Source organism: Neptuniibacter sp. 1_MG-2023 (assembly GCF_030547185.1).
Taxonomy (GTDB): domain Bacteria; phylum Pseudomonadota; class Gammaproteobacteria; order Pseudomonadales; family Balneatricaceae; genus Neptuniibacter.
This window is the reverse complement of sequence record NZ_JAUOQR010000001.1, coordinates 132,978-154,305: the sequence shown is the minus strand read 5'-3', so window position 1 is coordinate 154,305 and position 21,328 is coordinate 132,978. Positions and strand designations below refer to the sequence as shown.

The window sequence follows — 21,328 nt, the reverse complement described above, 5'->3', positions numbered from 1 at the left end:
GCGTTATTTAGCGAAGGTATCGTGGCTTTAGTTCGAGATTGTCGACAATTTATAATGTGAGTTGTTATGACAGAAAGTATAACTAGCAAGATGTTTCAATCTGAAACACGCACTTTGGCTGATAGCGTTTGCGAGCAAATTGTAACTGCAATCGTGATTGGAGAAATTCCACCAGGCCAAAAAATTAGCGAGCCTGAGCTAGCTAAGACTTACGGTATTAGTCGAGGCCCATTACGTGAAGCAATGCGTAAATTAGAAGCCTTGAGACTTGTTGAACGTAAGCCGCATATAGGTGCCCGTGTTGTTAATCTGTCGGCAAAAGAGCTAATCGAAATCTATCGAGTTAGAGAAGCCCTAGAAGGTATGGCTTGTCGTTTAGCGGCGGAAAATATGCCGCAAGATGAAATTGATAGTTTACGAGATCTGCTTGATGAACATGAACAGAGCATCGATCAGCTTGATGGGCGCTCTTATTTTCAAAAAGAGGGTGATTTGGATTTTCACTACCGAATTGTTAATGGCAGCAAGAATGCAAAGCTATTGGAATTTCTCGGCGGAGATCTGTACCACCTTGTACGAATGTATCGATATCAGTTCAGTGTCTCTAGTTCCAGACCAAAACGCGCACTAAAAGAGCACCGCCAGATCATAGACGCTATTGAGTCACGTGATCCCGAATTGTCGGAAATGCTTATGCGTCGTCATATTGGAGCAGCCCGCAAAAATGTGGAAGATAAACTGAATGCAGCGACCGAATCCAGAGGGGAATAACATGTCTAAACACCTATCTGCAGGTGCACGTTTTCGTAAAGCGCTAGCTGAAACTAGCCCATTACAGATTGTAGGTACAACAAATGCCTACCATGCAATGATGGCTGAACGCGTTGGCCACAAAGCTATTTACTTATCTGGTGGTGGTGTTGCAAATGCCTCCTACGGTCTACCTGATTTGGGTATGACGTCAATGAATGACGTACTAGAAGATGTACGTCGTATCAGCAGTGCTGTTGAAACACCATTATTGGTTGATATTGATACAGGTTGGGGTGGTGCTTTTAATATTGCCCGCACGATTAAAGAGATGACTAAAGCCGGCGCTGCTGCCGTGCATTTAGAAGATCAGATTGCGCAAAAACGTTGCGGACACCGTCCAAATAAAGAGATCGTGTCTTTAGAAGAGATGGTCGATCGTGTTAAAGCAGCGGTTGATGCTAAAACAGATGACGACTTCTTTATCATTGCCCGTACAGATGCATTCCAAATGGAAGGCCTTAATGCTGCGGTTGAACGTGCACAAGCCTGTTTAGAAGCCGGTGCTGATGGTATCTTCGCTGAAGCTGTACATACTTTAGATGATTACAAAGCGTTCTCTAAAGGGATTAATGGCGCACACTTATTGGCGAATATTACCGAGTTTGGTGCTACACCTCTGTTCAATAAAGATGAGCTAGCGGAAACCGGCTCAACGATGGTGCTTTATCCTCTGTCTGCATTCCGCGCGGCCAATAAAGCTGCCTTAAATGTTTATGAAGCTTTACTGCGTGATGGCGATCAGAAAGCGGTTGTTGATACTATGCAAACTCGCATGGAACTATACGATTTCTTGAACTATCACGATTTTGAACAAAAATTAGATGGCTTGTTTGCTGAAGGTAAAAACAAATAAGTAGGCGAGTTAAGCCGATCATTATTTTAAATTAGTAACGAGCAGGCCGTTAGAGCCTGCCATATATAACAGGAGCACAATATGGTAGATAAAAAACTGAGCGGTGCGGGTCTGCGAGGACAATCCGCTGGTGAAACCGCCCTGTGTACTGTAGGACAAAGCGGCGCAGGCCTAACCTACCGTGGCTACGATATTAAAGAGCTTGCTGACAATGCACAGTTCGAAGAAGTTGCTTATCTGCTGCTTTACGGCAAGTTGCCTAATCAGGCCGAACTAGATGCCTACAAAGCAAAATTAAAGGGTATGCGGGCGTTGCCTGACGCACTAAAAGTAGTGTTAGAGCAGATTCCTGCAAGTGCACATCCTATGGATGTTATGCGTACCGGTTGTTCTATGTTGGGTAACTTGGAAACGGAGCAAGATTTTTCTGAGCAGCACGATCATATCGACCGTATGTTGGCGACGTTTCCAGGCATTATCAACTACTGGTACAACTTTAGCCACAAGGGCAAACGTATCAATGTAGAGACTGACGCAGATTCTATCGGCGAGCAGTTCCTATGGACGCTACATGATAAAAAGCCAGAGCCTTTGCATGTTGATGTAATGCACGCTTCATTGATTCTCTATGCAGAGCATGAATTCAACGCCTCTACATTTACTGCACGTGTATGTGCATCGACTTTATCTGATATTCACAGCTGTGTGACTGCGGCTATCGGTTCTCTACGTGGACCATTGCATGGTGGGGCTAATGAAGCCGCTATGGCGATGATCGAGAACTGGCGTTCAGCGGATGAAGCTGAAGAAGAAGTGATGGGCATGTTAGCGCGTAAAGATAAGATCATGGGCTTTGGCCACGCGATCTACCGTGAATCAGACCCACGTAATGCGATTATTAAAGAATGGTCTAAAAAGCTCTCAGAGCAGGTGGGAGATGAGTATCTTTACGCTGTATCTGAGCGTGTTGAAGCGGTTATGTGGCGTGAGAAAAAGCTGTTTTGTAATGCCGATTTCTTCCATGCATCTGCTTACCACTTTATGGGCATTCCTACTGAATTATTCACGCCAATCTTTGTTTGTTCGCGTGTAGCAGGTTGGACTGCTCATGCAATGGAACAGCGTGCTAACAACCGAATTATCCGCCCAAGTGCCGATTATACTGGCCCTGACAGTGCGGAATGGGTTGCTATCGAAGATCGTGATTAATTGATCTGATTAGGCTGCTTTACGTTTATAAGCAGCCTAAATTTTTTAAATTTTTAGATAAGGAAAGCGAGCTTTATGTTGAATGCACGCTTTACCTCTCTGAACCATAGCTAATGGAGTTCAGACCTAATGAACACTGAATATCGTAAACCTTTACCGGGTACTGAGCTTGATTATTTCGATACGCGTGCAGCGATCGAAGCGATTCAGCCAGGTGCTTATGCAAAATTGCCTTACACTTCACGTGTATTGGCGGAACAGCTTGTGCGTCGTTGTGAACCAGAAACACTTACCGACTCACTGAAGCAGATTATTGGCTTTAAACGCGACCTGGATTTCCCTTGGTATCCAGCACGTGTTGTCTGTCATGACATTCTAGGCCAAACCGCACTCGTCGATTTGGCTGGTTTGCGTGATGCTATTGCGGAGCAAGGAGGGGATCCTTCCAAAGTAAACCCTGTTGTGCCTACACAGTTGATCGTTGACCACTCTTTGGCTGTAGAAGCGGCTGGCTTTGATCCTGATGCTTTTGAAAAAAACCGTGCTATAGAAGATCGCCGTAACGAAGACCGTTTCCACTTTATTGAATGGACTAAAACTGCGTTTGAAAACGTTGATGTTATTCCAGCAGGTAACGGCATCATGCATCAGATTAACTTGGAGAAGATGTCTCCGGTTATTCAGGCGCGCGATGGTGTTGCTTTTCCTGATACCTGTGTCGGTACCGACTCGCACACCCCTCATGTTGATGCCCTAGGTGTTGTCGCAATTGGGGTAGGTGGCCTTGAAGCTGAAACCGTTATGCTTGGCTTGCCATCTATGATGCGCCTACCTGACATTATCGGTGTAAAACTGATTGGTAAGCGTCAGCCAGGTATTACAGCGACAGATATAGTACTGGCAATAACTGAATTCCTACGTAACGAGAAAGTTGTCTCCTCCTACCTTGAATTCTTCGGTGACGGCGCAAAAGAGTTAACTATCGGCGACCGTGCAACGATCTCCAACATGACACCTGAGTTTGGTGCATCAGCGGGTATGTTCTACATTGATGAACAAACCATTGATTACCTAAAACTTACTGGTCGTGAACCAGAGCAAGTTGAACTTGTTGAAAAGTACGCTAAATTAACAGGCCTATGGGCGGATGATTTAGAGAATGTCGAGTATGAACGTGTACTTGAATTCGACCTGTCCACTGTATGTCGTAATATGGCGGGCCCATCTAACCCACACCGTCGTTTGCCAACTTCCGACTTAGAGTCCCGTGGTATTGCGGTGCATTTAGATGAAGCACTAAAAGAGGAAGCTGAAGGCCTAATGCCGGATGGTGCAGTGATTATTGCCGCCATCACCTCTTGTACTAACACCTCTAACCCACGTAACGTAGTTGCAGCAGGTCTGATAGCTAAAAAAGCCAATGAGCTTGGTTTAGTGCGTAAACCTTGGGTTAAATCTTCCTTTGCTCCAGGTTCCAAAGTAGCCAAACTCTACTTAGAAGAAGCCGGTTTGCTTTCAGAGATGGAAAAACTCGGTTTTGGTATTGTGGCTTACGCATGTACAACCTGTAATGGTATGTCCGGTGCACTAGATCCAAAAATTCAGCAAGAGATCATTGATCGTGATCTTTATGCAACGGCAGTGCTGTCAGGTAACCGTAACTTTGATGGGCGTATCCATCCTTATGCGAAACAGGCTTTCTTAGCATCACCACCATTAGTTGTCGCTTACGCGATTGCGGGTACCGTGCGTTTCGATATTGAGAAAGATGCTTTAGGAAAAGATAAAGAGGGTAACCCAATTACCCTAAAAGATATCTGGCCAAGTGATGAAGAGATTGATGCATTGGTGGCTAAATGCGTTAAACCTGAACAGTTTAAGCAGGTTTATATCCCAATGTTCGATCTAGGCGCACGTGAGCAAGCAAAAAGCCCACTATATGATTGGCGTCCAATGTCTACCTATATTCGCCGTCCTCCTTACTGGGAAGGCGCTCTTGCTGGTGAGCGTACTATGAAAGGTATGCGTCCATTAGCAGTACTAGGTGATAACATCACAACCGATCACCTGTCACCATCTAATGCGATCCAAGCATCAAGTGCTGCAGGCGAATACTGCGCGAAAATGGGCTTGCCTGAAGAGGATTTCAACTCTTATGCAACTCACCGTGGCGATCACTTAACGGCACAACGCGCGACATTTGCAAATCCTAAACTGCTTAACGAAATGTGCCGAGATGAAAACGGCGACGTTAAGCAAGGTTCTCTTGCTCGTATAGAGCCAGAAGGTAAAGAGAGCCGCATGTGGGAAGCGATTGAAACCTACATGGAACGTAAACAGCCGTTGATCATCGTTGCCGGTGCTGACTATGGTCAGGGGTCATCCCGTGACTGGGCAGCTAAAGGTGTGCGTTTGGCTGGTGTTGAAGCAATCATGGCGGAAGGTTTTGAACGTATTCATCGTACTAACCTTGTGGGTATGGGTGTGCTTCCTCTACAGTTTAAAGAGGGCGAAACACGCCATACTTATAATATCGATGGCACTGAAACCTTTGATGTTGAAGGTGAACTATCACCCCGTGCAGAATTGACTGTGGTTATTCATCGCACCAATGGTGAAACGGTTAAGGTTCCTGTGACTTGCCGCTTAGATACAGCTGCAGAAGTGCATGTGTATAAAGCGGGCGGTGTACTACAACGCTTTGCTCAAGATTTCCTTGAAGAGAGCGCTTAAGTTCACGGCATAAATACCGGATAGGTGCAGTGTTAATAGGTTGGTAGGGTTTCTAACAACTAACCTATTTATCAAAACGCTGCGCCGATCACTATAGCAGTGATTAAAATACAAGATTATTTACTAACAATAACTGGCCAGAGTAGAGGCTCCACTAGAGAGTAGGGAAGTTATTGTTATTAAGTGATTCTCACTAAAATAGTTACTAAATATTTTTCATAATCGCGGGTGCGGTAACGCGCTTGCATAGTTTTTACAGGTTTACATAATATGGCAGCGCATGTTCCTCAGATTAAAATCCCTGCAACCTACATTCGTGGCGGCACAAGTAAAGGTGTTTTCTTCCGTCGACAAGATCTGCCTGAAGTAGCACAAGTACCTGGTAAAGCACGTGATAATATCTTATTGCGTGTAATTGGTAGCCCTGACCCCTACGGTAAACAGACCGATGGTATGGGTGGCGCGACTTCAAGTACCAGTAAAACGGTTATCTTAGATAAAAGTAGTCAGCCAGATCATGATGTTGATTACTTGTTCGGCCAAGTCTCTATAGATAAAGCCTTTGTTGATTGGAGTGGTAACTGCGGTAACTTAACCGCTGCCGTCGGTGCATTTGCCATTAGTGGTGGGTTAGTTGATGCCGACCGTATCCCTGAAAACGGCACCTGCGTTGTTCGTATTTGGCAGGCTAATATTAAAAAAACCATTATTGCTCATATACCAATCACTAACGGAGAAGTACAAGAAACCGGTGATTTTGAGCTAGACGGTGTTACCTTCCCAGCAGCGGAAGTCGCCGTTGAATTTATGGACCCCGCCGATGGTGAAGGTTCAATGTTCCCAACAGGTAATCTGGTTGATGATCTTGAAGTGCCCGGCGTGGGAACGTTCAAAGCCACAATGATCAATGCAGGTATACCGACTATCTTCCTAAATGCCGAAGAGATTGGTTATACAGGAACAGAGCTGCAAGAAGCGATTAATGGCGATCCAGCAGCACTTGAGCGGTTTGAAACCATTCGTGCATATGGCGCTATGCGTATGGGGCTGATTAGCGATCTATCTGAAGCCGCTGCTCGTCAACATACCCCTAAAGTTGCTTTCTGCGCGCCAGCAAAAGCGTACGTTTCTTCAAGTGGCAAACAGCTCACTGAAAATGATATAGATCTTGTTGTTCGCGCACTGTCTATGGGTAAATTACATCACGCTATGATGGGCACTGCAGCTGTAGCCATTGGTACTGCCGCCGCGATCCCAGGTACCTTGGTTAACTTAGCAGCGGGTGGCGGTGAACGCACCGCAGTTACTTTTGGGCATCCATCAGGCTCCCTAAAAGTAGGCGCCGAAGCAAAATTAGTGGATGGGGAATGGACTGCGACAAAAGCAATCATGAGCCGCAGTGCACGCGTATTAATGGAAGGCTGGGTACGTATTCCTGGTGATTCCTTCTGATCTCTGGAGAATGCCACCTAATACGTGGCATTGTTTAGATTTATAGATCTAACTGGATCTAAGAGTTGAAGAACGCCGCGTAGATTGGTTTCCCTATCAGGATCAATCTGCAGTTCTTCTTTGAGCCTTATGTGTAAACATAAGGCTTTTTTTTGTTTAGTATTATCGGCATTAGTGTAAAAATGCGATTGTTTAATTGTCATTAAGTTATACAGCCATTCCACCGGTGTATAGAGATAGGACGTGTATGGATACACAAGAGCATATTGAAACTAGTTTTCAAGAGAGAGAATGTTTTCTTATTATTGAAAACTTTGCCTTATGGGAGGGGAGGGTTAATACAACCTATCTACGGAATATTTTAGGTGTTAGTCGTCAAAAAGCATCGGACTTATTTGCCCTTTACCAGCACTTGCATCCAGAAAACCTACATTATGACGCTTCTCTTAGAGGGCATGTTCCCACGGATGAATTTTCACCTTATTACGCTTCTGGGCATATAGATGATTATAGCCAGCTTCTTTATCGCAGCGGGCATCCGGACTACCTGTCTATTTTTGATGCAGGTTTCTGTTATTTAGAAGCACCTTTGCGAAATATCTCACCTACCTTGGTTCAACCAATTATGCGGGCGATTCGCGACAAGCTACGTATAGATATTGGGTATACGTCTCTAAGTAGTCCTGAATATGAATCCCGTATTATCTCACCCCATTGTTTAGTCTTTGATGGTATCCGTTGGCACGTTCGTGCGCATTGTGGAAAAAGTAATGATTTTCGCGATTTTGTACTCTCCCGTTTTAATGGCGAAGCCGAATTTGAAGGCCCCGCATTATATACGGCTGAACAAGATGAACGCTGGAATACATGGATTGACCTAATCATCCAACCAGATCCAAGACTTGCGCCTGAAAAACGTAGATTGTTGGAACTAGATTACCAAATGGAAAATGGCCAACGGGTTATACCTGTACGTGCTGCATTGGTTATGTATCTGATTCAGCGCCTACGGCTTGATCGCTATGATCAAAATCCTGAAGCCCAACAAATCATTATTGAACCTGAATGTCTCAAGCGTATTTCACATTACCTGCCTTAAAAAACGACATGTGTTTTTAACCAGCATTGCTGAGTTTATTTAAACGCGTTTGAATAAGCCCAGTCAGGATGACAGCAGGACGTTGGAATAAGGTAAAGGATACCAAGGAAAAGGAAAAGCCAAGGATGGCTTATTAATAAACTAGGACACACGAATATGGATCAGTTGACCGATCTAAAAGCTATTTTGCATTCTCACCGAGCGAACCTTTATTACTTGGAACATTGCCGAGTGATGCAAAAAGATGGGCGTGTTCTATATCTCACTGAAGCGAATAAACAAAATCTCTATTACAACATACCTATAGCAAACACGACCGTATTGCTTTTAGGAACAGGTACATCTATTACTCAAGCAGCTATGCGGATGTTAGCGCAAGCGGGTGTCTTAGTCGGATTTTGTGGTGGCGGAGGGACGCCGTTATTAATGGCAACAGAGGTAGAATGGTTAACACCACAAAGTGAATACCGTCCAACTCAATATCTACAAGGTTGGCTTAGCTTCTGGTTTGATGATGAAAAGCGTTTTCAGGCGGGTAAACATATTCAACAAGCAAGAGTTACCTACCTTGAGCGAGTTTGGGGTAAAGATCGTGACCTCCAAAATGAGGGTATATCTCTTGACGCAGGCCAACTCAAAACATCATTAATACGTTATACAGATAGACTGACAACAGCAGAAAAACCGGCCGATCTATTGTTAGCAGAAGCTCAGCTAACAAAATCCCTCTATAAGTTCATAGTACAATCGGTTTCTTTTGGGGATTTTAAACGTGAGCGAGAAGGCACCGATAAAGCGAATGCTTTTCTCAATCACGGTAATTACCTGGCCTATGGGTTAGCAGCCACCACGCTTTGGGTGTTAGGTATACCGCATGGCTTTGCCGTAATGCATGGTAAAACACGGCGGGGAGCTCTAGTTTTTGATATAGCTGATTTGATCAAAGACGCCATCATCTTACCTTGGGCTTTCATCTGTGCGAAAGAAGGCGCAACCGAGCAGGAGTTCCGCCAACAATGTCTGCAAGCTTTTACTGACCATAAGTCCTTAGAATTTATGTTTGAACAAGTGAAACAACTCGCTTTGCGCGGTGAACCAGAAGAGGAGATCGTGCAATGATGGTCACCTTCGTTTCCCAATGCGAAAAAAATGCACTGAAAAAGACCCGCCGCGTATTAGATGCCTTTGCCGACCGTATTGGTGATAACACATGGCAAACCATCATTACTCAAGACGGTCTTCTAGCGGTTAAAAAACTGCTTCGTAAAACCGCGAGTAAAAGCACAGCGGTGAGCTGCCATTGGATACGTTCCCGCTCTCGTAGTGAATTGGTTTGGGTCGTGGGAAGTCGAAATAGGTTTAATAGTAATGGGTTAGTACCGGTAAATACAACATCAAAAGAGGTGCCAATGGATATAACAACGAATAAACCCATAAAGGGAGTGATGTATGCCAATACGCAATTGCAGCGATTGGATCAGCATCTATTTGCAGTGGGTTATATCGCAGAAAAGTTATATGCGAAGTTTTATCCTGACGAAGCACCGATGTGCTCGGCTGCCTTCATTGCTGGTTGCTTACATGATGTCGGAAAAATCGATCCTCAATTTCAAAAATGGGTAATAAAAGATAAGAATAAGGGTTATGAGGCTGAAGATGGTCAGCATATTAACGAGAAAGCATTTAGTTTTGAAAAGCATCCTCGTCACAATGAAATCTCAGTTTTACTCTATGCGTTACTAGATGACCCTAGCTTAAAAATCCCTAATAGGGATATCAAAAAAAGAATAAAGCATGCTATCTATTGGCATCATTCAAAACCTTTCCGTCCCAAAGGTGGTTTTGAGTCACTAGGGGATGTCTATAAAAAACTCAATTCTAGCTTGAAAGGGGAAGCTGGATTACTAGTTTTAGATAGAATTTCCGAATTGATCAATAACGTTTTTAATCTTGATGTTTCTTACAGAAATTTAGACACCAGCTGTTTACGTAAATGTCTATTACCAGAAATTGACCATGATAAAATTTATGATATTGAGGATATGAGGCTTCCAAAGTATAAAGAATATGATTCAAACGAAACAATTGGAGAGTTTAAAACACAGGCGAAATCCAATGCCATAAACAATCAGTTACGCGCTTGTTTAATCACGGCAGACCGTTGGGTATCCTCCATGCTCGCTGATGAGCTCTCATTATCTATAAAGGAACGACTACTAGATGAGTTCTTTAATGATAAATTTGAGGAGAATCGGTTGGTGCCAGAGTCATCTATATCGATGCATATCGATCATTGCTTGAGTGAATTTCCAGATGATGAGCGTTCTAAGCAGCAGTCTGATGTTGCTAAAAAACTGGCAGATAATTTTGATCATATTGCCGTCTTGGCCGGTGCTGCGGGTTGTGGGAAAACCAAGATAGCGCTTGAATGGGCAAAGTTACGCAATGCCCAACAGATATTCTGGATTTGTCCTCGTGTGCAAATATGTCAAGGGCTTTTTGCGGAGTTACGTGAGTGTGACAATCCTTATTTACCTGATGCCTCAGTAGAAATACATACGGGTGAATTTAAGTGTACTAACTCGTACTCAAATGTCACACCGGAAGATGATTACTTGACGGGTGATATTGTGATAACCACCATAGATCAACTGCTAAGCAGTGTTATCAGTCACACCAAAGCGGATCGGTTACTTAATTATCTTGGCGTACATGTGGTATTTGATGAGTATCATGAATACATCAATATGCCGGGGTTCAATTTGTTGTTTTCAGAGTTGTTAGCGTCACGAGAGAATCTTGCAGGAGGCGTGAATACATTATTGGTGTCCGCGACACCACACTATCATTACCTGAATACTATGATTGGAATAGATCAAGACTATGACTTGATAGAAATGCCATCTTTTAATAAATGTCATTATCAATTCCAGTTTGTTGAGTATGATGAGGCAGATACTTCAGCTGCCAATCCTCTTTATTGTCAACAACCAGAAAATACATTTGTAATAAGTAACACTGCGATAACTGCACAAAAAAGTTTCATCCAAAACCAGCATTCAGAAAATGCTATTTTACTGCATTCAAAATATAAAAAGAGTGATAAGAAAGCCTTATTTCAGCAGGTTTTTGATTCGTTTTCTAAAGAGGGAAACCGGCTTAATTCATTATTAAGAAGTGGCCCTATCGTGCAAGCATCACTCAATATAAGCTGTGATCATATGGTGTCAGAAATCACTCATGCAGAGAACTGTTTGCAGCGTTTGGGTAGGTTAGATAGGTTCGGCAGAAATTCCGATGTTATTAATCAATACAAGCTTGCGGTCCCTCTTGCTATGAGTAGTGGCGGCAGCCTATCTCGGTTCTTGTCTTCATCAAATCAACTAGCTTCTACAAAAGCGTGGTTATCCTACCTACAGGAGGCTACTGAGTATGGCGATAAGGTGCTTGATTTGCTCGCTATTTATAAAATATATAAATCGTTTTATGAAGATACTAATTCATTAAATTTTATTGAATCAGATTTGGTTGCAGCTTTAAAGAAAAGTGCGATGTTAATATCCGATAAAGTCGCTGAACCTCAAACTATCGCGCCATCAAAGAAAAATATTAGTAAAAGAACCAAAATTAGCAAGAGTTCGTTACGAGGAGATAGTCGATTTGTGCAGATGGCGGTGTGTGATGTATCAGATCTAAACCATATCGTTATCGAAAATCGCTACGCATATGATATTCCTACAAATGAAAATGAGGAGGTTGACAACCTTACTGAATCATTAGAACGGCTAAGGAATTACGGTCTGCTTGATTACTTAGCCCAGAAGCACGGACGAATAGATGAGAGTAGCCCGGTAAACGGAATACCCGCCAGCAAGATGTCGGCTAGAAAGTCGGTGCTGGAAGGTTATGCACGAGAAGCAGATTACCCATTATTTTTAAGTTATACCCCTAATACACTTGATGAAAAGTTGGGGGAGTCTACCGCACACCCCGAAGCTATTTATTATGCAATATCAAATAAACAGCCGATAGGCTCAATATCTTTAAAACACTTATTACAACAGAAGGATTGAATCATGGAAAAAGTGACTGGAATTAAAAGTGTTGATTTCAAAATCATAGCTAAAGGGCATGGTGTTGTGAACTGGAATGGGCCGACCAATCTTGCCCAAGAAAATGGCAATACAGTGGATAACCACACTTTACCTAAGTTAAGAGGTTACACTAATTTGTCTGGGAAAGTGAAAGACACTGGTTATAAGTATCGGAAAGAACCTACAGATATTAACTTTAAAGAAACGCCGCTATACATTAGCCAAAATTGTATTCGTCACCACCTATTTAGAGAACAAGCATTTGATGTTCACTATGCCAAAAAATCAAATTTAGAAAAAGTGTTGGCGTCAATCACCGGCTTGATTCGTGGATATGTTGTTCCGGAGTCTCAAAATAAACGAACCAGTCCGTTGTTGTTGGAGGATTTTGTTGACCAACTAGGTAATGGTAATTTTGAACAATTTGGACAGGCTGGTGAACGTGATAATTCATCATTTTTTTCTAAAACCACTTTTGGTGATACTGAGTACCACTCATATGGATCGATTAGTATTGAACAACTTCAGTTTATTTCCTTAGATAAAAAATTTGATAGGGAAGCAATGAGTATTAAAGAGGGGCAAGGAGAAGAAGTAGCTGAAGCCGTTACTAAGTTTATTAAATCTTTGAATCCGACATTGGCTTCAAAAGCTATTTTTCACCCAAATTATGTTCGTAAAGGAACAATATTCGAAGAGGGAGAAGTTGGGATTTTATTAAATGATGATGCTATCCATGCATTGATAGAGCATGCCATTGAACGTGTGGCTAATCTGTCGATACGACAAGCCAAATCTTATATGTATGTCGATGAGATATTGGTTGATTATAACGATAGTCAAAAGATGATGCGTATTAAACGTGATGTTAGTTCAATCTCTGAAGAGAGAACTGGTGACTACGCAACCTATTTTTATGCAAAGTAAGAGGGGCTTCGGATGAGAATAATGATTGAATACGAGTCCTCATGGCGCAATTCGTTTCTTGATCCTGCTACCAGTAACAATGAGCCTTTACCTAAGAATGGGCGAAAGTTTATTGGTTCTATGACCAACTTAAAAAAGCCTGAAAACTACCTAGCCAGAGAGGTTACTATTGATACGGTAATGGGGGTTTTAAATCGGCTAATTGGTGACCAAAGAAAACTGTATCAAGCAAGAGCCTCTGATGACTATTATTTCAGCGAAATCGAAAAGACTGTTTACTTTGAAGATAGACCTAAAGTTTTGAATACCGAGGTTGCTTACATTCGTAATATATCAGGCAGTACGGATCAAAATTCATATACCGGAATGATTCGAACTACTGATCCTGCGTTTTCTTCAGATTATTCTCAAGAACTTTGGGGTATTATCGCACTCACTTTTGAAGATCTATGTGAATTTATCATTAGTGGCGAGACCTCAACTGTAGCTATAGACCTCGACCCAATATCAATTATTAATAGGCTCGAAGAATTAAATAAACTAAAAACTGTAGAGAATGAAAATGATATCTCTATAGCTTACGAGTGTTTTTCTAAAGAATTTGAGGATTTTAAGGGATTAAATAATAAGGGGCAGGTTTATCCGATTAGTTTTTACTGCGCTGCCTTATATTTACAGTTGAAACGATTGGCTTGCAAATATGACCTCACTTCTGTGCTAACAAAATCAGGAGGGTTAAGTGGTATATCGAAGAATGGATTCACTAAGAAGGATTTTATGGCTCGTTATACAACGGGTGATAAAAAAAGGATTTGGGGGAATCCTTACATGCGCGAGGAATTTGTAAAAGGAGAGGGAAAAATAAAACAGCTGTTAACAAAAGCTAGCGGTCAACTCGAAGTAAATATCGATATTGAAAGAGAGGATGCGAGGCATTTAAAGTTACTTATTGATAGCGCTGGAGTTTCTAGCTTTTACCTTGGTAAAAAAGGTCTAGCTTATGTCTCTGATATACGAATATAGGAGGAACTATGGATAGTTACATTGAAATTTCCTTAAAACCAGATGCTGAAATGCCGCTTAATTGGCTTTTAAATGCTATATACACAAAGCTTCATAAAGCTTTGGTAGATGCTAGATCAAGAGACCTTGGAGTAAGTTTTCCAAAAGCGAAAGTAACGTTAGGAAATGTACTACGACTACATGGGAAAGCTACCGCGTTGGAGAGGTTTAGTTCGTTAGATTGGCTCGGTGGTATGGCGGGTTATTGTACGTTTTCCCCGATACAGCCTGTTCCAGATACTGCTCAATATCGCACTGTTCGTCGAAAGCAATCTACTATGACTCAGTCAAAACTAAATCGGCTAATAAAACGTGGGAGTATCAGTCAAGAGCAGGTGAAGGAATACCGAGCAATAATATTCACCAAAGGCCTTGATAATCCTTATATTGAATTAAAAAGTGCTACAAACGGTCATAGCTATCGACGTTATATAGAGTTTGGTCCGTTGTTAGATCATCCTGTGGAAGGTGATTTTGATAAGTTTGGCCTATCTAAAACAGCCACAATACCTTGGTTTTAACCCTTTATTTCCGGCTCTTTAAAAAATTGTTTAAAAACAAATAGTTGCAGAAATCACTGAAACCATTGGTCTTTTTGCCAATATCAGGTTAAGTGTTTGATGCAGCTATTTTTTCTGCGTTATACTTCCAGTTCACTGCCGCACAGGCAGCTTAGAAATAAGCCTGAATCTGAGCCTGATCTTGTAGAATGTTCACTGCCGCACAGGCAGCTTAGAAATAGATAGTTCAACTATAGTCGGAACCGTTCCAGTTCACTGCCGCACAGGCAGCTTAGAAATGACGATTGTACTTCTAATGTAAAGGGTCAGGGTTCACTGCCGCACAGGCAGCTTAGAAATTGTCCAGCTCATCTAGCCCCGCGTTATTCTCGTTCACTGCCGCACAGGCAGCTTAGAAAAAATAACAATGCGCTTAATTCTGAATCTCGTTGTTCACTGCCGCACAGGCAGCTTAGAAAGTACTTGTACATTGACCAGAAGTACCACTAGTGTTCACTGCCGCACAGGCAGCTTAGAAAAATAATAATTAATTTTGTCATCTTCATAAGCAGTTCACTGCCGCACAGGCAGCTTAGAAATCCTCTATAAGAATAAACACCAAAAATATCAAGTTCACTGCCGCACAGGCAGCTTAGAAATGCTTTTGATTTGCAGAGTGATACACCAGTTGGTTCACTGCCGCACAGGCAGCTTAGAAAAAAAACACCCGCGCCATCAAGTTAGCCGATATGTTCACTGCCGCACAGGCAGCTTAGAAATAATTCTGGCCATATTCCGTCTTTTGATATACGTTCACTGCCGCACAGGCAGCTTAGAAATTAACAGAGCGGAGCTAAAACCATGACAAAACGTTCACTGCCGCACAGGCAGCTTAGAAAGCGTCTCGCTGGGCTTCTCGAAGTTCGTCAATGTTCACTGCCGCACAGGCAGCTTAGAAATTTCGAGCAGTGCTTGATCTGACATCATACAAGTTCACTGCCGCACAGGCAGCTTAGAAATGATCAATTCTAAAGATAAAATCGTCACCATCGTTCACTGCCGCACAGGCAGCTTAGAAAGTAGATTCCTAATGTAAACAGTCCATTTACGAGTTCACTGCCGCACAGGCAGCTTAGAAAGTCCAACTCGTCAGGCTCTACACCTACAGGTTGTTCACTGCCGCACAGGCAGCTTAGAAAAGATTCAAGGAAGGTGTCTGAACCCTTCCACAGTTCACTGCCGCACAGGCAGCTTAGAAAATAATCGGCCCCCTGTTTAGATACCGTCTAGGGTTCACTGCCGCACAGGCAGCTTAGAAAAGAACGGCACAATGGACGCTAGCGATCTAGGTGTTCACTGCCGCACAGGCAGCTTAGAAATTGAGTTATGCCTTCAACAGCGAAACTGCCAAGTTCACTGCCGCACAGGCAGCTTAGAAATGTAAGGTCTTCCAGCTGCTTATCTGTTAAAAGTTCACTGCCGCACAGGCAGCTTAGAAACAGTAGCCGTTATTGTCAAACGTGTCTGATCGCGTTCACTGCCGCACAGGCAGCTTAGAAATAGTTTTTTTGTGATTAGATAAACAGTAACGCGTTCACTGCCGCACAGGCAGCTTAGAAATTCTTGATCGGCTGAGACACAGAGCATTTTTTGTTCACTGCCGCACAGGCAGCTTAGAAAATAATGTCATCATCAGCCATGGCTGATAGAGGGTTCACTGCCGCACAGGCAGCTTAGAAACCACCTTCGGCGGGTCGAATTAACCACTTTTTGTTCACTGCCGCACAGGCAGCTTAGAAAAATAGCTGATGAGTTTCACTATAAAGTTGTACGTTCACTGCCGCACAGGCAGCTTAGAAAGCCAATCGTCCATATTTTCCCATCGTTTATCGGTTCACTGCCGCACAGGCAGCTTAGAAAATTTCCGACGAGTCGTAACTCTGTCATATGCTGTTCACTGCCGCACAGGCAGCTTAGAAAGGGCGTGTATTGGCGATTGAATCCGATGAATGGTTCACTGCCGCACAGGCAGCTTAGAAAGATAATATAGTTTGCCACCGCGCTTTTGAGCAGTTCACTGCCGCACAGGCAGCTTAGAAAATTCTTTGGAGCCAATCACAGAGAAAATGATTGTTCACTGCCGCACAGGCAGCTTAGAAAATAATTATTCGAGCGCCGTATTTTCGACCCTTGTTCACTGCCGCACAGGCAGCTTAGAAATTCCCAGCCTGTAAGTTCTCCGAATACTCTGAGTTCACTGCCGCACAGGCAGCTTAGAAACCCTGCACTGGAACTTCTGCGCCCGCCGCTATGTTCACTGCCGCACAGGCAGCTTAGAAATTCGTCTTGGTCTGGTCTTGCTTTTAAGGTTTGTTCACTGCCGCACAGGCAGCTTAGAAACATGCTAGATTTAAAAACCGACACTCAGGGCAGTTCACTGCCGCACAGGCAGCTTAGAAAAGAAACAAAACCGCCCACATCACACGCCAGCCGTTCACTGCCGCACAGGCAGCTTAGAAAAGAAATGCTGTAATGGCTCTCGATTTCGATATGTTCACTGCCGCACAGGCAGCTTAGAAATGTTCTTACTCATAGTTCTGGGGATGTATATCGTTCACTGCCGCACAGGCAGCTTAGAAATGTACAGGGTGCGGGCGGTAAAATGTCGTTTAGTTCACTGCCGCACAGGCAGCTTAGAAAAGACATAAGACCGGCAATAATAGAATAGAAAAGTTCACTGCCGCACAGGCAGCTTAGAAAAAGCGAAGATGACGAGGGCAACAAAACAGACGGTTCACTGCCGCACAGGCAGCTTAGAAAGCCCTCAGCCGTCGGAATGATGTGGTCACAAAGTTCACTGCCGCACAGGCAGCTTAGAAAATTGCAGGCAAGGATGCTGAACTTTGAATAAAGTTCACTGCCGCACAGGCAGCTTAGAAAATCGAATGTTACCTGCAGCAAATCGTTTCTGAGTTCACTGCCGCACAGGCAGCTTAGAAAATTACGTCGTAGCAGTTCACCATGCGTGTGCCGTTCACTGCCGCACAGGCAGCTTAGAAACTAGTGAAAATTCTGCACCCCGTGCAAATATTGTTCACTGCCGCACAGGCAGCTTAGAAACGCCACGGCTTCAATATCATTTTTTGCAATAAGTTCACTGCCGCACAGGCAGCTTAGAAAACTATGAAAATTATAATAAACAACCATAGCGGGTTCACTGCCGCACAGGCAGCTTAGAAATTAAAGAGGGGTTGCTGTGCGGCGATGGTATGGTTCACTGCCGCACAGGCAGTTTAGAAACCGGCTTCGTAACTGGAGCAGGATTGAGCTTTTGGGGATTTGGGAATAGCTTAATAATCCGAGTTTTAAAGTCCTCGAATTCGAGGACTTTAAAAGAGAGGCGGGTCTTAACAGCTTTACCTTAACCCCGAAACAATGGATAAAAACCGGGACTGAGTGGAATGCTTATCTGGAGTGATAACGTGAAGGAGGGAGTATCGCACAAAGGATGACCCCGAGCAGTAAGTAGATGGTGGCTCGCTCCGCCGTGCCACCGGCCAGCAGCTCTTTGGTCGCACCTCGGAGTGCTATAGGCTGCTAGGCAGAACATAATTATAGGATAAAAAAGCAATGGCGGGAACTCAAGAAATTATAAGTATCGACTATGATAGGCAGCTTAGAAACGGGCTTTGTAACGGAGCATCATTGAATTTTTTGGGATTTGGGAGTAGCTGAATAATCCTGGCTTTAAACCCGTCGAATTCGACGGGTTTAAAAAAGAGGCTGGACTTAATAGCTTCACCCTAGCACTCAAGCAGTGGATCGAATCGACCAATGCTAAAGGGCTGGTTTCCAGGCGAGGCCGTTATGGTGGCACCTTCGCGCAAAAAGATATTGTCTTTGAGTTTGCCAGCTAGATCTCTGTTGAATTCAAGCTCTATCTGATTAAAGAGTTTCACTGCTCACAGGCAGCTTAGAAAGGTAGTGCTTCGCTCGCACTCTAATTCGCCTAGGCACCCGTTCCGGGCATAAGGGTAAGCGCCTAAAGGGAGAGATTGTCTGTAGGAGGCCAACCTTTGGCCGAAGGGGGGTAGTGTTTTTGTGGGGTTGAGTGCGTAATTTATTCGCCCACGGGGTGGGCTCCTACATGGGATTATTTTTTTGTGGGATGGCTGCGTAATTCATTCGCTCACAGGGTGAGCTCCTACACCTGAAGTGCGTGTAGGAGGCCAACCTTTATGCCCGGAACGGGTGTCTGGCCGAATGGGCTTGAGCGCGCGTTATGCGCTGACTTGGAACACACTGACCAACTGATTGAGCTTGTTGGCGGTGTTTTTCACTGAGGTGGAGCGTTCTTGTAACGTGCTGATCGAGCCATTCATCTGTTCTGCGGAGACGCCTACCCGTCGGGCGGCATCACCGTGACGCTGGCTGTTATCATTTAGCTGTTTGATAGCTAAAAACATATGCTCTACGAGGTTGTGCAAGGAGGCGTTTTCATTCGAAGCTTGTTCAGTTTTTCTCAAGTTGCGATCAACTTCTTGCACCCCGGATTCCATAAAATCTACGGCGCTTTGAGTTTCTTGCTGAATCCCTTCGATCATCCGTTGAATCTCATTCGCCGAAGCTGCGGTGCGATGCGCTAAGCCGCGAACTTCTTCCGCGACAACGGAAAAGCCTCGGCCATGCTCACCGGCTCGGGCCGCTTCAATGGCAGCATTAAGCGCCAATAGATTGGTTTGGTTGGTGATGTCGCTGATAACGCCAATAATCTTACCGACTTCAACGGTACGGCTATTCAGTGAGTTAACCTGTTTCGCCGATGTTTCAACGATGTTGCGAATATCTTCAGTACCAGAGCGCACGGATTCAAACTGTTGACGGGCCTCCGACACTACGGTATCCATTGCTTCTTTAAGAGATTCAGCGGTGTTCGAGGCCTGACTAATTTCAGTCAGTTGCTCTTCGAGCAGCACTAATATCTCCTGAATCGCATCACTAACCTCAGCCGATACCTGATAAGCCTCTTTATTGGTATCGAGCATTGCTTGGTTGGTCTGTTTAACGTGGCTGCTGGAGGTAATTACTTGGCCAACAATACCATCGAGGTTATCAATAAAACTATTGATCCAGCGTGCCATATCGCCTGTTTCATCGGCGACTAGTTTGTGGGGTTCTACCCGTTGTCGCAAGTTACCTTCACCCTCGGCAATGGTGCGAATAACCTCTGTCATATCATCGAGCCGAGATGCTAGTCTGTTGGTACTGAGTTTAGGGAACATCAGTGTTGTAATCAGTAACAACAGCAGCGATAGCCCATCAATTGTATATTGCGGTAGCTCTGTGAAGGTATGCAGGGCGCTGTTAACGCCTAGAATGACTGCGGCAGTGAGGCCAAAGCCTTTCATTAAGCTTAGGTTGATTGAGCGGCGACGATAGACCTCTTCTAAATCACCTTCGCACATCATACCCCAGCGGTCGGGCGAGCCTTTTAGTTGAAAGGTTACTCCCTTGCCGATCACTGGAATGTGGCGATAGTCAGAATAACCCGGGTAGGTGATAAATAGATTTTCACCGTTACGAATAGTTTCGCGTACACCTGGATGGAGTTGGCCAGTGGCGGGATCGGTAAACCGTAACTCTAGCTCGGTATGGCGTTGGACTCTGACCGTACCCCATTGGGTGTGGATACCGCTTTTTAAATTCTCGCCGTGGGAAAAAGTGTTATCTTCAAATCGGGAGCGTGATAACGCTGTACCTGGCTGAATATTCCGGTTGAAATGAGAATCGACCATAAAAATATAGTTATCACCGGATTCAGGATAAATATGGCCTGCTTCCCGTTGGATTAGGTCACCGAGGACATCGTTCGGTACACGACCACAAATAGCCCCGATAGGTTCGCCATTGTGCTCAATGGGTTGGTAGAACATCAGAGTGACTTCATCGTGGAAGTTGGAGCTAGAGGCTCCAATATCTAGCGTGAGAGAGTCAGTGTATGGACCATGTAAAAACTGTTGTTTTACGCCTTGAGTCCATGCAGCACTAGCAAGGTCGGATGCGCCTATATGAGCGCGATGAGTCGAACTAATGACTGTGCCTTGAAGGTCGATCAAAAACAGTTCAGAAAAATCGCGGTTCGCTTCTAGACGTTGGTTTAGCCACGACTGATCAATATTATCAAAGTTGGGGCCAAGGTGTTCAGCGAGAAAGGCGAGCTGATCCCATTGGTTTTCCACCCACTGATTAAGAATTTTTACTCGAGTGGCAGCAATACCTTCAAAGGTTTGCTCGACTGATGAATAGGTATGGCGGTTTAGAAAGCAGGATTTATACATCGCAAACTTGCCTGTGCTGCCAAACCAGTTAAGCCACTTTCGCTCCTGCGGGCTGAGGTCCATTGAACTACTTTTAAGTTGAGTCATGACTGCGACTACCCTCAAACAGTGTAAAAAGATATAATTAATTATGCTAATGCAAATAATATGCCATTAAGTTGTGCGATAATGAATTCAAAAGAGAAACTCCCTGAGGGAGCAATCTTCGCCAGCTTCGTGGCATGTGGAGCATTTTTTTTGGTGCGTGT

Annotated in this window: 12 protein-coding genes and 1 CRISPR repeat array; of the genes, 11 read left to right on the top strand and 1 reads right to left on the bottom strand. The window is 43.9% G+C overall.

The window, feature by feature from the left end; genetic code table 11:
• Positions 1–66 precede the first annotated feature (66 nt).
• The 11 genes from Q4492_RS00705 (at position 67) to cas6f (ending at position 14,763) form a co-directional block, all read left to right on the top strand.
• On the top strand, positions 67–771 hold the full coding sequence (locus Q4492_RS00705; protein WP_303415271.1) for a GntR family transcriptional regulator: 705 nt from the start codon (positions 67–69) through the stop codon (positions 769–771).
• 1 nt (position 772) lies between these two features.
• A complete protein-coding gene (gene prpB / locus Q4492_RS00700; protein ID WP_303415270.1) occupies positions 773–1,666 on the top strand; it encodes a methylisocitrate lyase in 894 nt (297 codons plus the stop codon).
• A gap of 81 nt (positions 1,667–1,747) precedes the next feature.
• Positions 1,748–2,875: a 2-methylcitrate synthase gene (gene prpC / locus Q4492_RS00695; protein WP_303415268.1), complete on the top strand. Its 1,128-nt coding sequence runs from the start codon at positions 1,748–1,750 to the stop codon at positions 2,873–2,875.
• A 129-nt stretch (positions 2,876–3,004) separates the two neighbouring features.
• Complete coding sequence (gene acnD / locus Q4492_RS00690) at positions 3,005–5,608, top strand: Fe/S-dependent 2-methylisocitrate dehydratase AcnD (RefSeq protein WP_303415267.1); 2,604 nt, start codon at positions 3,005–3,007, stop codon at positions 5,606–5,608.
• 270 nt (positions 5,609–5,878) lie between these two features.
• Positions 5,879–7,060, top strand: coding sequence for a 2-methylaconitate cis-trans isomerase PrpF (prpF, locus tag Q4492_RS00685; RefSeq protein ID WP_303415265.1), 1,182 nt, complete (start codon positions 5,879–5,881; stop codon positions 7,058–7,060).
• A 247-nt stretch (positions 7,061–7,307) separates the two neighbouring features.
• Positions 7,308–8,159, top strand: a complete 852-nt coding sequence (locus Q4492_RS00680; RefSeq protein WP_303415263.1) for a WYL domain-containing protein — start codon at positions 7,308–7,310, stop codon at positions 8,157–8,159.
• Between the two features lie 156 nt (positions 8,160–8,315).
• The gene (cas1f, locus tag Q4492_RS00675) at positions 8,316–9,278 is read left to right on the top strand and encodes a type I-F CRISPR-associated endonuclease Cas1f (RefSeq protein ID WP_303415262.1); all 963 of its coding nucleotides are present in this window, start codon (positions 8,316–8,318) and stop codon (positions 9,276–9,278) included.
• On the top strand, positions 9,275–12,232 hold the full coding sequence (locus Q4492_RS00670) for a CRISPR-associated endonuclease Cas3'' (protein WP_303415260.1): 2,958 nt from the start codon (positions 9,275–9,277) through the stop codon (positions 12,230–12,232). Before cas1f ends, Q4492_RS00670 begins: the two co-directional genes overlap by 4 nt.
• Before the next feature lie 3 nt (positions 12,233–12,235).
• A complete protein-coding gene (gene cas7fv / locus Q4492_RS00665; RefSeq protein WP_303415259.1) occupies positions 12,236–13,180 on the top strand; it encodes a type I-Fv CRISPR-associated protein Cas7fv in 945 nt (314 codons plus the stop codon).
• Positions 13,181–13,201: 21 nt separating this feature from the next.
• Positions 13,202–14,203 (top strand): type I-Fv CRISPR-associated protein Cas5fv, encoded by a 1,002-nt coding sequence (gene cas5fv, locus Q4492_RS00660; RefSeq protein ID WP_303415257.1) that lies wholly within the window; start codon positions 13,202–13,204, stop codon positions 14,201–14,203.
• A gap of 8 nt (positions 14,204–14,211) precedes the next feature.
• A complete protein-coding gene (gene cas6f / locus Q4492_RS00655) occupies positions 14,212–14,763 on the top strand; it encodes a type I-F CRISPR-associated endoribonuclease Cas6/Csy4 (RefSeq protein WP_303415256.1) in 552 nt (183 codons plus the stop codon).
• 130 nt (positions 14,764–14,893) lie between these two features.
• A CRISPR array of direct repeats spans positions 14,894–18,042; the repeat unit is 28 nt; unit sequence GTTCACTGCCGCACAGGCAGCTTAGAAA.
• A 980-nt stretch (positions 18,043–19,022) separates the two neighbouring features.
• On the opposite strand, the gene Q4492_RS00645 is transcribed toward cas6f, so the two are convergent.
• On the bottom strand, positions 19,023–21,167 hold the full coding sequence (locus Q4492_RS00645; protein WP_303415254.1) for a methyl-accepting chemotaxis protein: 2,145 nt from the start codon (positions 21,165–21,167) through the stop codon (positions 19,023–19,025).
• Between the last annotated feature and the right edge of the window lie 161 nt (positions 21,168–21,328).

Excerpts from the sequence above, each read along its gene's own strand:
- Q4492_RS00705 (WP_303415271.1), top strand. The coding sequence starts at position 67 with ATGACAGAAAGTATAACTAGCAAGATGTTTCAATCTGAAACACGCACT.
- prpB (WP_303415270.1), top strand. The coding sequence starts at position 773 with ATGTCTAAACACCTATCTGCAGGTGCACGTTTTCGTAAAGCGCTAGCT.
- prpC (WP_303415268.1), top strand. The coding sequence starts at position 1,748 with ATGGTAGATAAAAAACTGAGCGGTGCGGGTCTGCGAGGACAATCCGCT.
- acnD (WP_303415267.1), top strand. The coding sequence starts at position 3,005 with ATGAACACTGAATATCGTAAACCTTTACCGGGTACTGAGCTTGATTAT.
- prpF (WP_303415265.1), top strand. The coding sequence starts at position 5,879 with ATGGCAGCGCATGTTCCTCAGATTAAAATCCCTGCAACCTACATTCGT.
- Q4492_RS00680 (WP_303415263.1), top strand. The coding sequence starts at position 7,308 with ATGGATACACAAGAGCATATTGAAACTAGTTTTCAAGAGAGAGAATGT.
- cas1f (WP_303415262.1), top strand. The coding sequence starts at position 8,316 with ATGGATCAGTTGACCGATCTAAAAGCTATTTTGCATTCTCACCGAGCG.
- Q4492_RS00670 (WP_303415260.1), top strand. The coding sequence starts at position 9,275 with ATGATGGTCACCTTCGTTTCCCAATGCGAAAAAAATGCACTGAAAAAG.
- cas7fv (WP_303415259.1), top strand. The coding sequence starts at position 12,236 with ATGGAAAAAGTGACTGGAATTAAAAGTGTTGATTTCAAAATCATAGCT.
- cas5fv (WP_303415257.1), top strand. The coding sequence starts at position 13,202 with ATGATTGAATACGAGTCCTCATGGCGCAATTCGTTTCTTGATCCTGCT.
- cas6f (WP_303415256.1), top strand. The coding sequence starts at position 14,212 with ATGGATAGTTACATTGAAATTTCCTTAAAACCAGATGCTGAAATGCCG.
- Q4492_RS00645 (WP_303415254.1), bottom strand. The coding sequence starts at position 21,167 with ATGACTCAACTTAAAAGTAGTTCAATGGACCTCAGCCCGCAGGAGCGA.